Genomic DNA, 13,835 nt, shown 5'->3' on the forward strand with positions numbered 1-13,835 from the left:
AAGAGTACTTCCGGCTAAACGAATGCTCTAGATGTGCAAACGACTCTACGCAGCACACCCAATGGAATTCCCGGCCCTCACGGAACGAACCTACAACGACAGCCGCCGCAAGCTCTCCGTGCTGGCACAAGCCATGGCACTGGACGTCATCCACCGCGCCCAATCGCAGGCCGTCACTCTCATCCTTCAGGCCGGCCTGCCGGACGATGCTGCACGGCTCCTCAAGAGCGATATTGCCGAGTCGCTGCTGGCAAAGGACGTTGCCCGCGTTGTGGAATGCGAGGGCTACCTGCAAGTTCCAACTGCAGCCCGGAGGGAGGAAATCCTCGAGCAGGCGCTGGTGGGTACCTTGCTCGGCTGGGTTTCGCAGAAGGTGGAGCAGGAGGACGCCCATCGGCTGCTTCAGGCGGTGCTTTCGCTATACGAGCCGTCCAACCCTGACGGAAGACCCTGACCACCCCGAGCGGGTCGCCCCCAGGCAGTGCCACCCCAAGCGAGACCCGCGATGACAACTGAATACACTCCTGACCGCAAAGAGACGCTCGAGCGTCGCATGTTCGACGACCTCCTCGCGGACCGACGGCTCTCCCGCCGATTGACCTACGCGAAGTACGCGGTCATCGCGACCCTCGGCCTGAGCTATCTGGGCGTGCTCGGTTTCGGCTTCTTCAAGTCCGCGGCCCAGCCCATCGTTCCCGGTGGATACGCTGCCATGATTCGCATCGAAGGCGAAATCGGACCAGGCAAGGCGGCCAGCGCCGAGCGGCTGAATCCCCTCCTGGAGAAGGCCTTCGCTGACGTGAACGCCAAGGGCGTCATCCTGCGCATCAACAGCCCGGGAGGCACGCCGGTCCAGTCGGCGCTCATCAACGACCGCATCCTGCAGCTCAAGAAGCAATACCCGGAGAAGAAAGTGGTGGCGGTCGCCGAGGACATGATGACCTCGGGCGCGTACTTCATCTCCGTCGCAGCGGACAAGATTGTGGTCAACCGCTCCACCATCGCTGGCTCCATCGGCGTCATTACCAAGGGCTTCGGTTTCCAGGGTCTGATGGACAAGCTGGGCGTGGAACGCCGGGTCGTGACCGCAGGTGAGTCAAAAAACATGATGGACCCGTTCGGGCCCCAGACGGACGACGAGAGGACGAAGCAGTCGGAGCTCCTGTCGGCCATCCACAAGCACTTCATCGATGCGGTCAAGGCCGGCCGGGGTGCCCGACTTCACATGGAGACACCGAATTTGTTCTCGGGAACCGTTTGGACGGGCGAAGAGGCCGTTCAACTCGGCCTTGCTGACACCCTCGGAGATATCGAATCTGCGGCCCAGGCAAGCTTCGGCACCAAGAACATCCATGAGTACGCGCCGGCGCGTGGTCTGCTGGAGTCCCTCATCTCGGGCGTCAGCGTGCAAGCTGCGGCGCTCCTCAAGCCAGAGGTCGAAGGCCCGCAACTCCTTCCCCGATAGGGTCATTGCTGAGTCCAAAGGAGGGCGCCATTGGCGCCTTTCCTCATGGCCCAACCCGGTCTACGACTGGCAAGAAAAAAGCGCCTCCTGGGGAGGCGCAGAAGAAGAGACTTAGTGAACCGTCGAGAATTCTGCCTTGAAGCGGTCGATTTCCTTGAGAATCCCTGCGTCGCGGCAGCACAAGTTGTCGATGAGGCAGACGCGGTGGCTGCCGTTGACCACAAGCTGGGCTCGGAGGAACCAACCTCGAAGCCAGTCCTTCCGGACATTCTCCACGACGTACTTGCGGCCGGTCGTCTTGTCGATGACCTGCTTGCCGACCAGGGGATGGCCGGGCACGTAGTGGTGCGACGGGTAGAAGGCATTGCGTTGAGCGCGCGCAGCCTTCACCTTGAGCCAATGAACCAGGTCGAAATGCGAGTACTCGACAGCGGGAACCGAAGAGTGCGGGAGAGCGATGGCGTTCATGAAGCGTCCTTACTGAGTTAACCTGCCTCGTCTAGATACGAGCTCGAGTGGCCGGCGGCGAGGTCTAACCCTTAGGCACCGCCGCTGCCAACACGGCAAAACGCCCTCGGGGGAGGGCGTTTCACGGAGGAATCGGAGAGCTGCTAGTCCGAGCGAAGGCAGAACTGCTCGAAGGCTGCCTGAAGAAAGCCGACCGGTCCGTACTCGCGGTTGACCGCCTCTGCGCCTTCGTGGCCACCGGATTGCCGATACGCAAGCGTTTCTCCTTCGCGCACGTACCAAAGCTGCTCTCCCGCTGGTCCACGGTCCAGGCTGACGAACAGCGAAAGAGCCGGGCGCAGAAGAGAGAGGCCATGACAGACGTCCGACAAGATGCTCTCCGAGGGCTTGGTCTCGTGCAGCCACATGGCGGTCGGTTCCTCGCGCCGAACCTCGACCCCTCTCGCCTTTAGAAGAGGCAGGACTTCGGCTTTGAACGCGTTGATTGCGGTCGCGCTGGCGTGAACAACGAGGGTGGTCTCGTACTTGGACAAAGGTAGCGCTCCTGTTGGGTTAGATGCTCGGTGTAGCCATATGAGTTTGGCGAGCACATCGCGAACCGCAGGCTCGCTCCCGCAAGGTTGGGGCGGCGAGATGAAGCTGGCCGGCAACACTTCCCCCTCCGTTAGTGCGCCCAATCTGGCGCAAAGGCACTGGAAAGGCTATTCTCCGAACGTCGCGATAGCCCGCGTAATTGGATTCAAACTGAGCCAACGCGAAGGTGCACTTATGGACATTCCCAAACTCCCCGCCTTCGTTGGCCCTGATTCACCCACCGCGGACCGCATGCATTGGGTCCGTGTCCCTTTCGATGTTGTGCTCGGGATGTACAAGGAGTCCGTGCTTCGCGTACAGCGCCATCACTTGCGCCGCGCTAAGGAAGCTCGACACATCACAGGTTCCGACAACCCCCTGCACGTCAACTTTCTTGCAGCACGGACTGCTGACGGAAAGACTCGACTGATTGACGGGTACACCCGCATCACCGCCATCCTGCACGAGGGGAAGGTTGCTCCTGCCCAGGTGTGGCTGGGGGTTGCCGATTGCGAGAGCATCACGGATGCAGAGAAGCTCTATGACGCCGTCGATAGCCGCGCGGCCGTCAAGCGGGGCCGGGATGCATTTGAGGAAGGGTTACGTCGCTCAGGCCTTCTGGGCAAGCTCACCAGCCCGGCCTTCGTGCGAGGCCAGGCCGTGTCAGCTGTCGCTGCGGCTGCCGGCGACCGCGACATCCGTAAGGCCGTCTACGAGCTGCGCAAGGGTATTCAGGTGCTCGACCCCATTTCAATTCGAGCGGGCCGCAGCGGGCTTCCTGCTGGCGCCCTGGCAGCACTGCTGGTCGTCGCATCGAAGGAGGAAAGCCGGGCGCCGGAGGTACAGGCCTTTGCAGCTGCGATTCAGCATCCAAAGGAGGTGCCGCTCGAACGACGCAAGGAGCTCGAAGCAGCCTTCAAGTGTGCCGAAGCCTTGAAGCATCGACGAGAGGCAAACGCGCTTTCCGGCAAGAACGTGGAACCCATCATGGAGTTGGTCCTCGGGTACTGGGAGCAGCATTCGGGCAGGGGTGGTCCTCGAGCAACTCCTGTCAAACGCGACGAGTACCTGGCGACCCCCGCCTGAAGCACGAAAAAGCTCCCCTCAAAGCACTTGCTTCAAGGGGAGTGTTCGGAATGATGGCTAGGCCAGTTCGGTTTCGAGCGATTCGATGGCGGTGATTTCCCATCCTCGCTCCAGGCTGAGAGAGGCTTCGTTGCCCTGGTTCTCGCCCAGCACATCGAAGAGGAGCTTCAGGAAAGCACTTGGAGGATAGAAATTCTCCGCGGCCTCCTCATGTGGGGCCTCGACTGCCAACACGATGGTGACAAAGCAGCGGGTTCCAGCTCGGTTACCAGAGCGCTCCGGGCAAACCTGGCCGCGCACCAGGGTCGCCACGCCTTTCGGGAAGGTCCGAGCCTTCGCGTGACGGGCATTGAACGCCTGGATGAACGCGTCACTCAACTGGCCTGCGGAGACCGTAGCGTTGCGGGTAAAGCCGGTAGCGTCGAATTCGACGTTAAATTGCGCCATTTATGTTGCCTTTTTGATTACAGGAGGGGCACAACGTGCCGATGTACTACTTCCTGTAGAGACGCCGGCAAGGCGGCCCTATACCGAGCAGGTCAACTCAGCGAGCATCTCCATGCCCAACAAAATCGTGTTCATCGGCAACTGGCGCTTCTTCGAAGGCCGCAAGTACTGGCACACGGACATCGACCTTGTTGCCGATATGCGGCGCAAAGGCGTGCGTGACGGCAAACTCCACGGGGTTGCCCTGGAAGCGTTCGTCGTCGCCTGTCTGCGGACGCCGGACTATCAGGTACTCGGCGTCCCAATGGACGCTCAGGACTATGCCGCGGTCAGCGCTGCTGCACTCGAGGCGGCGTAAAGGCGCCTCGTTCTTCAATCCCCTGTCGACTCCTTGTCTACAGGGGATTTTTTTCAGCCAAAAAGGAAATCCCCCGGCAGCTCAAGCTGCGGGGGGATGAATCATCCCGCGGGGCCCATCACGGAACCCAAGAGAGCGCGGCATCGAAGTCGCTTGCGGCCATGGGGACGCCGACCTTGCAGATATGCAAAAACGCGTCCTTTGCTTCCTGCGCAGTGGCGTACTCCATCTCGGTGACCACCACGCGCGCTCCTGAGAATGCCCCAGAAGCTTCGTCGAACCACTTCAGGCCATCGTTGAGAACGGTTTCCTCGAAACCAGCCCACTCGTTGGTCCAGCGGCGGCGCATCAGCGGGCTTGCGACCAGACTGCTGAGCAGGGCTCGCGCCGGCAGCCGGAATCCCGAGTCAGCCTCTGCCTGGTCGACGAACTCCAACTTCTTCTCCCGGAGGTTGGCAACCAGCGCCTTGCCGTCGGCCCACACTGCTCGTTCGGCAGTCGTCAGGTCGTCAGGAAGGGGGCTCGCCTCGTCACGGGCCACCCAAGCGAGGGTCGCAAGCCGGTTCTGGCCGTCCAGTAGCAGCGAACTCGTGGAGTTCCCGCGCAGCATGTGCACGGGGCCCAGCCTTGTACGGCCGGCTTGACTGATGTCGGCCCGGCCATAGGGGGACCAGAGCAGGAAGGCGCCGATAGGGTAGCCGCGCAGGATGGATTCCAAAAGCGCCATTACATCGGCCCTTGTCCAAACGTAGGGGCGTTGGAAGCCGGCGGGCAAGAGCCGCGCGTTGGTTAGGTCCTTCAGCAGGTTGATGAGGAACACCGAATTTTGCTGAATGTTCATTCGTTCTAGTCCTGTGATGTTGTCCTGCGCCGTATAGCTGACGGTCGCGGGAGGCCAAAAAAAACCTCGCGTTAAGCGAGGTTTGGAATCAGGAGTGCAAGCGGGAAGCTTGCGAATGATGAATCAGGGGTTCAGAAAAAAGCAGCGGTTTGCTGCGCAACTTCAATCGAAGCACGAAACTGAGAGCAGAAGCCCTCAAAACGCGCATCGCAGAAGGCGTTGCGAGCACAGCGATTGCAAAAGCAATCGTTGAATAGCCCAACGAAGCAGTGAAATTCGCATCCATCACAATGGACGCAAATAACATGGCTACGGAACATCCCGTAGCCAGCATGTGAGACATGAAGAAGCGTGACAGCTTCAACATAGCCTTCAACATGGCTAGGAATGCTTCGGCGCCACTGATTTGCTTGCCAAGGAGACCTTGCTCCCAGACAGACACAATCAGTACCTTTGTCATACCGCCGACGGCAGCAACGACGAGGGCTAGTGTTACCAGCGACCCAATAAAGTTTGCGATTTCCATATGTGTGCCTCGATGGACGACGCGCAGCGCTCGATGACGAACTCTGGCGAACAACCAAAAAATGTTTCCTATGCACCATATAGGCACCCGAATCAATCGGGTTCGCAGGGCACCCTTCAGGGTCGCTAAAGCGCGGATTTCCCTTTTTGCATCAATGACTTAGGCGCGCATGCCGCGCCAACAGATGTCCATCTTCGACATCCAACGTCATGGGCGCACATGAAGCGCCGCTTCACATGTCACCTCTTGCGACTTCATGACCTAAAACGTCATACTGGGACGGCTGCAAGACCCTCATCGCGCAGCACTCCCTCAACAATACAGTTCGTTGTACTTTGAATACTAACCGTAATGCTTTAGACGCGCAACCGACCCGTCTAAAACGCTTGTCCTGGGCCAATGACTCCCATCGGCAGCTCGTGGATGAACTCCTGGAGGCCTATCGCGTCCACCGAGGCAGCCTTCGCCATCGCGAGCGGACCGTCACCCTGGAAGAAGGCATCATCTTTGACTTCATGCGGCATGCCCAATGCCCGCCAGGCCATACGCAGCCGCACCACTTCGAGCAGTGGGGCGACAGCCTGTTTCAGCAGCGTGGGGTTAGCGCGGGCACGCAGCGGCGCTACCAGTCCAGCGTGCGCCTGTTCTACGACTACGTGGGCAGGGAGCCGCGGCTACGGCAACGCGTGCGCGACGTCACTGGGCAGGAGCTCGTGCAGGTCGCAACGCCCGAGAACTGCATCGTGCACGTGCGTGTACGAGAGCTCGAGGCCGACAGCAGCCGACGGTCATTCACCGATGACGAGACGCAGGCCCTCATCGAACGCATGGACCTCGAGATTCGTCTGGCTCACCAGCAACGCTCCAAGGCACTGAAAGCGCTGCGACGCGACAAGGTCGTGTTTTGCACCGTGCTCGAGCTCGGGTTGCGCGCAGCCGAAGTCTTGGGACTGAACATCGACTCCTTTGAGCGCAACCCCAAGCATCCGAAGATGGGACGGTTCGGCCTGGTGAGGGTCTACGGCAAAGGGGGCGTGTGGCGCAGCGTCCCCATCCTGAACCCAGACCTCAGCCGACTCCTGCAGTGGTACCTCGACGAGGTACGCCCAGACTTCCTGGGCAACGCGGCCAACGGGGAGAAGGCCTTGTTCCTCTCTGAGCAAGGCAAGCGCCTGAGCTACAGCGCGCTTTACCGGTCCTTTGTGCGAATGCGGCGCCTGGCCGGTCTGTCCGAGGAGCTTGTGATGCATTGCCTGCGGCATACCTCGGTGTCCAACAACACGATGCTGGGCTTGTCATCCGAGAGCGTGCGGCTTCGCCACGGTCACCGCCACCAAGCCACGACGCAGGGGTACACCCACTTCCCCGACAAGTTCGTACAGAAAGACTTCAGCAAGGTCATCAAGAGGAACCTGAAGGAACGTGACGATGGCGACTCGGATTGACGTCCAGGAGGCCCCCGCGCTGCAGTGGCGGCTGCATACCGTCATGTCCGAGCGGGGCATCCGTAGCAGCGCCGAGCTGCATCGGCGACTGCAGTCCCGAAAGGTGGACATCACCCACCGCCAGCTGGCCCGTATCGTCTCCCAGCTGCCGCAGCGCCTGAGCACCGAGCTCATCCTGGCGTTGATGGTCGAGCTCGATTGCCGCGCCGACGAGCTGCTCAGGCTTTCGCGTACCGGCAGAAGGCAGGTCAAGGCCACGCCGACGAAGGCCTCCGTCGCAGAGGCCCCGCGCCAGGAGGGAGGGGAGCCACCGGTGACGGGGGCCGACGGCACGCAACCGCCGGCCACCATCGCGCCGGCGCCGGACGACGGTGTCTGCGGACCCGACATGAGTTCGTTGGTGCTGCGCCTGGACGAGGATGAACTTGGATGAGCAGCAACACCAGTTCGGCCAAATCGAGCGAGCCCTGCGCGCTGTGCAAGACCTTCACAGACGAGCCGCAGGCTTTCCTTCCCGACGGACCTGTTTGCTTTGCGTGCTACCAGCGCGACTTCATCGCCGTGGCGTGCAGCGGTTGCGGTGCCTCCACTAGGACGTACCTCGGGCAGGGTGAGGCGCTGTGCCGCAGTTGCCGGGCCGCGGCGCGACCTGGCTGCCTGCGTTGCGCTAAACCGGTCTCTCGACGCTCGTTCGAAGTCCCTGGTGGCCACGTCTGCGCGTACTGCAGACGCTTCTACGAGCCACCCAGGACCTGCTGCCGTTGTGGTCGCGAAAGCCGTCACTTCAGCAGCAACCGAGCCATCGGCCTGACGGAGCGGGTCTGCGCAGGTTGCGCCCGAGGTGACTGCCAGACATGCCGAGGTTGCCGAAAGCACCGGCGTGTCTTTGCACGCGATGCGAAAGGCCACCCGCTTTGCCGCCATTGCGCAAGCGGCCAACCGTTCCAGTGCCCGTCGTGCGGGGAGCAGGGCCGGCGACATTCGTCTACCGAGTGTGAGCGCTGCTACCGACGCCGCGGCGTCCAGGAGGAAGCAGCAAGCCTGGCCAGCCAGATTGCGGCACCTTGGGCTCGCGCGTGCTTCCTCGAGTTCGCGGGGGCCTACGCCGGACAGCTCCTCAACGGACGCGCCAAGGTCAAGTTGAGACGCTACGCCAGGTTCTTTGCGGCGGTGGGAGAGCTTTGTACCTCTGCCGGCGAACTAACCTCCATCGCGTTGCTCAACACTTTTGGAACCGAGGGTTTGCGTCGGCACAAGGTCCCCTTCAGCTGGATGGCTGCGCGATATGCCAATGCTCGCGTCGATTTAGAGCAGTCAGTCGCCCATTCCGGCATGAGTACGCGAAGTCGCTTGCTCGCTCGAGTGGAAAGCGGCTGGCAACAGGAAATCCTGCGTCGCTACCTCGCGTTCCTGATGCGCTGCCAACAGCGTTGGCGTGAGCACGGCTGGGTCGGTGACCACGAACGGTTCACGGACCGTACCGTCACGCTCCTGCTGCGCGCAGCAAAGCGGTTTCTGGAGACGCTGGATGACGACGTGACCTCGGTTCATGCCATCGACCGGCTCGCCCTTGAGCGTTTTGTGACAAAACTGCCTGGGCAACGCAATGCTCTGCACTCGTTCATTCAATACCTCAACCGGCGCGAGAGGCTGTTCCAGAAGCTGGAGCTCGTGTCACCGCCCAAGGGTGCGCTGCCCTACCATCACCTGCTCACGGAGCCGCGGGCTCGCGCCCTGATTCAACGCTGGCTCCATGACGAATCCGTGCACCCCCGAAACGCGCTGATGTGCCTGTTCATGCTGCTGTATGCGCGCAAGGCCGTGCAGGTATGTCGGCTGCGCAGGAAGGTGTTCAGGGTCCACGAAGATGGCCGCGTGTTCGCAAGGTTCGGCCCGGTTTCAACTCCGCTGCCCGAGCCACTCGCACGGATGCTCCTGGACTACCTGGCCGCCATTGAAGAGGCAAGGGGCGAGTTCCTGGCGCCTGATGACTACCTGTTCCCAGGACAACTGCCTGGCCGACCGTTTACGCCGGAAGGCCTGCGCTACATCCTGAACCAGGAAGGGGTCAGCGCCCACGAACTGTTCACCACGGCCATGGCCTCCCTCTTCAGAGGGAGGCTGACCCATCCGAAAGTCATTGCGCGGGCCCTGGGAATATCCATCCCGACGGTTATCCGCTACTGGGAAGCGTTCAGTCCGCGCGTCTCCGACGAGATGACGCAGCTGACGTGACGGACAGTTCAGCGCGGAGGTCGTACAGCTCTTCTGTCATGCGTGGGCTCAAGCACGGGCCATATTCCGAAGTGAAAGGGAGCAGTTCATTGATATTCGCCATCCCTCCGCTAGCTGCCATGTGGCTCATGAGTCCCTTGGCTAGCTCACGAGTCGACGCGGGCAATGGCCGTTGCCCTTGAGCCAACTCCGCTTTGTAGCCGGGCAGAGCTTTTCCCAAGGCCTCACCCGCAGCAGTCTGCCGCCGCCCAAAATCGGACATGTGGCCCACGAGGTCCTCATACTCTCCCAGCCACGATTCGGACTCAACCTCGGAGAGAGTGCGCAACTTGTGGTCCTTGACCTCCCAGAGCCCTTTCGCAATGGCGTGGTCCACGAAGCTTGCGTAGACCGACTGCAGGGTGTCCGGGCAGTAGGCACGCTCAACGTACCCCTGACTCATTGCTGAGAACAGATGAAGTTTGATGACCGACTGGTTATCGATGAAGAAGGCAGGAGGCTTGATGGTGGGGATTCCGATGCAAGACATCGCAGTACATGGGGGAGTTGATGGTCCGCCGTGTAGCGAGGCTCTCCGGAAACTTTTTCCCACCCCTGCTTAGCGCAAACCTGCCGGCTTGGAAGCAGGCTCGGAAGCACTGCCAGCGGCCAACCCGTGAAGGCGAAACCCCTTCCCCGGACCCCATCCCCAGCCTATGGATTTGTGAATTTCTCCTTCGGAGACCGGCAGCTTCCTGATGGACAAGCTCATGGACAACCCTTTGGGTTGCCCACGACCTTGACCACAGGACTCCTGCCTAATTCACAAGCTCCACAGGCTTCTAGTCACTGCGTTTTAGAAAGAAAGAAGAGAAAGACATTCGTGGCAAAGGTCAAGGGTTCGTGGATTTGAAGGAACAAGCTTCCCAGTCGAAAAAAACAGCCTCAGGCGGCCACAGGCGCCAGGCCGAAGATGGCGAAGTGCACGTTCCCGCGCCCTCGCGGCGCACTGCGCTGCACGACCCAAGGCGGGTAGGGCATATGCTTGGGGCTGTCGTCGGTCACCAGCCCCAGGCCACTCGGATTCTTGGAAGATTTGACAACCAGGCAATCGAGAATTGGCTTGAGCCCGCCATAGGCGTTGTCCCAATCGAGCTCGCCGGCTGACCTACGGACCACGACCAAGGCAGCCTGCGCGAGCGGCGCGGCAGGCCTCCGGTCGGCAAGGCCCCGGCTGAAGACCTTCACCGTCCACAACCGGCGAAGTGCCATGTAGGCCTTGGGCGCCATCCCCCGAATCATGTTGTTCGATGACGTCTCCTGGCCAATTTCAAAGCTGTAGGCCAGTCGCGCGCCCTCGCACCACCGCGGCAGCTCGAGGTCGCCTGGAAGCTCAAGGGGGAGGGTGGTCAGAACGGTCTACACAGGTGCAAAGCAAAGTCCCGGCATATCCCGTCGGGCCGTCGGCGGCTGATGGGCAAGCTCAGCCCATCTGGACGGCAGCACGCTGGCCAGGATTCGGGTCTTCTGGCAAGCCAGCCTGGTCAATGTCCAGAGAATGCCGGTGCGCGGACTCCGGATACTTGGCAAGGCCCACGGCGTACGCATTCTTTCCCAGCTCGATGGAGAACGCCGGTCCGCTGATATTGAGCGCCGGATTCGCACGCAGTTGCGCACCGGTGGCCGCCCGCAGGTGCCAGTTGGAGAACTCCGGGTCGGTGGGCTCCGACTGCGGCTCGTAAAGCAGCACCGGACCATGGCGGCCCTTGAAAGCCGGACGCAACGCGCCCCACTGCTTCACGCGAGCGCTATGGATGAACAAGGTCCAGACATCGTGCTGTGCCTCTCGGGGGAGCACCACGCGATGGAAGCACTCTGGCCCGATGTAGTTGAGAAAGCGCTTTACGACACGGCCCGACCACCGGTCCTCGTAGTACCAGCCAGCCAGAATGAGCGACAGGCTGCGCAGGAACGGGTGGTCGTGAAGGCCGTCAGCGTCGCAAGCAACGAATCGGTGCAGGTAGAAGCGCAGCCCCATCGCCGTTCCGATGTACGACCTCTCCATGTAGGGTTGGCCGAGATGGGAAATGTGACGGGTGGGAAGACGGCCTTGCAGCCAAAAGAGACCTCGACGAATCATTCCTATGCACTTTCTCGTGGGTGAGGCGACATCCAATATAGATGCAAGCCTGTTACATTTTAGCACGGCTAATCTAAAACGCAATATCTCTTCGGTTCGGGGCCACTCGGGCCCGCCAATCACCGCGGGCTATACGCGGAAGGACAACTTCACAGGAGAATGGATGAGTTACTCATCAAAGGTGCTGAAGCTCTACTTCAGCAAGGGAACCTCCGACAAGGAGTACCACATCGTCATCGAGGCAATGGCGGGCGGCTACCGCGTTTACGGTCTCAACGGACGCCGCGGCAATGCCACGACGCTTCAGACCAAGGCTTCCGGCCCCGTGTCGCTGCGCGCCGCTGAAGCCGCGTTCCACGCGGTCGTCGAGGAGAAGCGAAAGAAGCAGTACACCACCGACTGGTCGGGTCGACCAGGCGCCGGCATCGACTTCAGCGCCGCAATCATTTCCGGCACGGCGCCCGCATCAGTGGTCAGCCCCGTCATGACCGCAATGGAAGCCGAGCACCTGGTACCGGCTCCTTGGCTGGGCAGCGGTCCGGACATCGACGAGGCCCTCCTGAGCGGTGAATCGGGGACAAGCGCCCAGCTATTGCCAGCAGGGGAGCGGCTCATGGCCCTCGCCACGGTCGGGAACCCTCTCGTGGTGAGCGCCGACGACGGCAAGCCCGGCTTCCTTCCGAAGGACGTGTTGGATGAGCTGGAGGCAGCGCTGCCCCAGTATGTCCTGGACGGCTGCTACGCAGCGGGCACGTTCGTCATTTGTGACGGCTACAGCCTGAAGGACACAGCGGCAGGGCAGGGGGCGCCCTTCGCAGACCGCATCCGGTCCATCGAGGCAGGCCTGCGCCGGCGCAAGCTGGCACCAAGCCATGTGATGCTCCAGCAAGTCTTCTTCGACAGCGACATCCCCCAAGGGGTATACATGCTGGCCAAGCCAGGCTCGGACGTCTTGGTTCGAAGGAACCACCTTCCGTACCAGCGCGCGGCCGCTACGAATGCCGCAGAAGCCTACGTTTGCCGCTTGACGGTCGATTGATTTTTCCTGGTCCGCCTCCGTGGCGGACCTTTTTTGACCCGCGGGCCAGGCAGCGGGGATGTCAGACCGGCGGAAAGGCAACGAACGTTTCCGGCGCTTCTTGCCAACCCTTGCCGGGCACCAGGAATCTGAAAGTGCCGCCCTTGTCGACCTCTCCGCAGCCGAAGGCAGAGTCGGAGACCGACAGGGCCCCAAACCGCAGATTTCCCATCATCCGGCGCACCGCGGCCGCGTACTGGTCAGGCTCCGCCAGGTCGTGTTCGATGACGCCCGTCAGGAGACCTTTTTCTGGATGGATGACGGCTGCCCGTGCAGTCATGCTCTCCCCGTCCGGGTGGTCAACGAAGGCCAGGCTGACCTGCAGCTGCGCAGGGTCACAGCGGTGGTCGACCGCTGCCTGAGCCATGAGTCGACATAGCCCGAATGCCTGTGCAGTGTGCAGTGAGGCTCGGAAGACCTCCCAGGGGGTGCCAAAGCCAAGCACGGTGTGGTGAATCTCGAGCGGCTCGGCGATACCGCCGTCCATCTCGTAGCGTGCGCTGAACGTCAGGGCCGGGCGGCCGGCATCGGAGTCATTTTCTCCGGGCGTGATATCGCCCCGAATGAGAACCATGAAGAGCGCTTCGTCGTTCACAGGGTGCGCCTCCGGCGCACGCCATCCATTGACAGCATCCAGGGCCAGAACCGGCGCCAGGCGGTTGGCTAGCCGCTGCCGGCGCGCAAGGGCGCCTACGAGATTGGACTCCACCTCCATCGCCGTCTTCAGCTCGCGGCAGAAGCGAAAGACATCGGCAGGAGGCATCAGGTACGCGTCCTGGGTCGCCACCTGGCCCGCGACGACCCGGATGTCCTCGACGGGGATTCCGGTCGAAGCGGCGATAGACCTGGCGATGACGCGCGGGTTGGCGGCAAGCGAGAGCACGGCTCCCGCGGGGCGCTCGAAAATCGTCGAAAGGGCGTACGCGCGCCAACCACTCGTCGGAAAGCCGCGCAGCGGGACCGGCTCGCAGGTCAGCATGCCCATGAGAGCGTCGAAGGCGCTCAGCGCACCATCGTCATTGAGTCGGGTGAGCTCTACGGACAGCCGCATCAGCTTCAGGCTGTTCCGCGCGTCCAGCATCTCGAACATGTCTTCGATGAGTGCTCGCCGATGCGCTTCATCTCCCCGTGCGAATGCGTAGAAGCTCTGGGCCAGGTCTTGCGGGGTCATGGGGCGGGTACGTTGTAGTAGTA

At 61.7% G+C, this 13,835-nt stretch carries 16 protein-coding genes; 8 read left to right on the forward strand and 8 right to left on the reverse strand.

The window, feature by feature from the left end; genetic code table 11:
* The first annotated feature begins 61 nt into the window (after positions 1 to 61).
* Together E5P2_RS31300 and E5P2_RS31305 are read left to right on the forward strand one after the other, a co-directional pair.
* Positions 62 to 454, forward strand: coding sequence for a hypothetical protein (locus E5P2_RS31300; RefSeq protein WP_068673909.1), 393 nt, complete (start codon positions 62 to 64; stop codon positions 452 to 454).
* A 99-nt stretch (positions 455 to 553) separates the two neighbouring features.
* A complete protein-coding gene (locus E5P2_RS31305; protein ID WP_162487226.1) occupies positions 554 to 1,465 on the forward strand; it encodes a S49 family peptidase in 912 nt (303 codons plus the stop codon).
* Positions 1,466 to 1,576: 111 nt separating this feature from the next.
* Here the strand turns inward: E5P2_RS31305 and E5P2_RS31310 are convergent, their stop codons facing one another.
* Complete coding sequence (locus E5P2_RS31310; RefSeq protein WP_162571058.1) at positions 1,577 to 1,933, reverse strand: hypothetical protein; 357 nt, start codon at positions 1,931 to 1,933, stop codon at positions 1,577 to 1,579.
* A gap of 143 nt (positions 1,934 to 2,076) precedes the next feature.
* The gene (locus E5P2_RS31315; protein ID WP_068673903.1) at positions 2,077 to 2,466 is read right to left on the reverse strand and encodes a hypothetical protein; all 390 of its coding nucleotides are present in this window, start codon (positions 2,464 to 2,466) and stop codon (positions 2,077 to 2,079) included.
* A 235-nt stretch (positions 2,467 to 2,701) separates the two neighbouring features.
* Between E5P2_RS31315 and E5P2_RS31320 the strand changes: the two genes are divergently transcribed.
* Positions 2,702 to 3,592, forward strand: a complete 891-nt coding sequence (locus E5P2_RS31320; RefSeq protein ID WP_162571059.1) for a hypothetical protein — start codon at positions 2,702 to 2,704, stop codon at positions 3,590 to 3,592.
* A 57-nt stretch (positions 3,593 to 3,649) separates the two neighbouring features.
* Here the strand turns inward: E5P2_RS31320 and E5P2_RS31325 are convergent, their stop codons facing one another.
* Positions 3,650 to 4,039 carry a hypothetical protein gene (locus E5P2_RS31325; RefSeq protein ID WP_162571060.1) on the reverse strand — a complete coding sequence of 130 codons (390 nt, stop codon included), beginning with the start codon at positions 4,037 to 4,039 and terminating at the stop codon, positions 3,650 to 3,652.
* Between the two features lie 112 nt (positions 4,040 to 4,151).
* Between E5P2_RS31325 and E5P2_RS31330 the strand changes: the two genes are divergently transcribed.
* The gene (locus E5P2_RS31330; protein ID WP_068673897.1) at positions 4,152 to 4,397 is read left to right on the forward strand and encodes a hypothetical protein; all 246 of its coding nucleotides are present in this window, start codon (positions 4,152 to 4,154) and stop codon (positions 4,395 to 4,397) included.
* Between the two features lie 118 nt (positions 4,398 to 4,515).
* On the opposite strand, the gene E5P2_RS31335 is transcribed toward E5P2_RS31330, so the two are convergent.
* Together E5P2_RS31335 and E5P2_RS31340 are read right to left on the reverse strand one after the other, a co-directional pair.
* A complete protein-coding gene (locus E5P2_RS31335) occupies positions 4,516 to 5,238 on the reverse strand; it encodes a DUF262 domain-containing protein (protein ID WP_162571061.1) in 723 nt (240 codons plus the stop codon).
* Between the two features lie 88 nt (positions 5,239 to 5,326).
* Positions 5,327 to 5,764 carry a hypothetical protein gene (locus tag E5P2_RS31340; RefSeq protein WP_068673893.1) on the reverse strand — a complete coding sequence of 146 codons (438 nt, stop codon included), beginning with the start codon at positions 5,762 to 5,764 and terminating at the stop codon, positions 5,327 to 5,329.
* Positions 5,765 to 6,183: 419 nt separating this feature from the next.
* Here E5P2_RS31340 and E5P2_RS31345 point away from each other — a divergent pair, with 419 nt between their 5' ends.
* The 3 genes from E5P2_RS31345 to E5P2_RS31355 all read left to right on the forward strand — a co-directional run bounded on the left by E5P2_RS31345 (position 6,184) and on the right by E5P2_RS31355 (position 9,444).
* A complete protein-coding gene (locus E5P2_RS31345; RefSeq protein WP_162571062.1) occupies positions 6,184 to 7,209 on the forward strand; it encodes a tyrosine-type recombinase/integrase in 1,026 nt (341 codons plus the stop codon).
* A complete protein-coding gene (locus E5P2_RS31350) occupies positions 7,193 to 7,642 on the forward strand; it encodes a helix-turn-helix domain-containing protein (protein ID WP_162571063.1) in 450 nt (149 codons plus the stop codon). The genes E5P2_RS31345 and E5P2_RS31350 overlap by 17 nt, the downstream gene beginning before the upstream one ends.
* Positions 7,643 to 8,349: 707 nt before the next feature.
* Positions 8,350 to 9,444, forward strand: a complete 1,095-nt coding sequence (locus E5P2_RS31355; protein WP_162571064.1) for a hypothetical protein — start codon at positions 8,350 to 8,352, stop codon at positions 9,442 to 9,444.
* A gap of 924 nt (positions 9,445 to 10,368) precedes the next feature.
* Here the strand turns inward: E5P2_RS31355 and E5P2_RS31360 are convergent.
* Together E5P2_RS31360 and E5P2_RS31365 are read right to left on the reverse strand one after the other, a co-directional pair.
* On the reverse strand, positions 10,369 to 10,713 hold the full coding sequence (locus E5P2_RS31360) for a hypothetical protein (RefSeq protein WP_162571065.1): 345 nt from the start codon (positions 10,711 to 10,713) through the stop codon (positions 10,369 to 10,371).
* 193 nt (positions 10,714 to 10,906) lie between these two features.
* Positions 10,907 to 11,461: a hypothetical protein gene (locus tag E5P2_RS31365; RefSeq protein ID WP_068673889.1), complete on the reverse strand. Its 555-nt coding sequence runs from the start codon at positions 11,459 to 11,461 to the stop codon at positions 10,907 to 10,909.
* Positions 11,462 to 11,726: 265 nt separating this feature from the next.
* Between E5P2_RS31365 and E5P2_RS31370 the strand changes: the two genes are divergently transcribed.
* Positions 11,727 to 12,602, forward strand: coding sequence for a hypothetical protein (locus E5P2_RS31370; protein ID WP_068673887.1), 876 nt, complete (start codon positions 11,727 to 11,729; stop codon positions 12,600 to 12,602).
* Positions 12,603 to 12,663: 61 nt separating this feature from the next.
* On the opposite strand, the gene E5P2_RS31375 is transcribed toward E5P2_RS31370, so the two are convergent.
* Complete coding sequence (locus E5P2_RS31375) at positions 12,664 to 13,812, reverse strand: hypothetical protein (protein ID WP_068673886.1); 1,149 nt, start codon at positions 13,810 to 13,812, stop codon at positions 12,664 to 12,666.
* Between the last annotated feature and the right edge of the window lie 23 nt (positions 13,813 to 13,835).

The organism is Variovorax sp. SRS16, from assembly GCF_901827165.1.
GTDB lineage: Bacteria > Pseudomonadota > Gammaproteobacteria > Burkholderiales > Burkholderiaceae_C > Variovorax.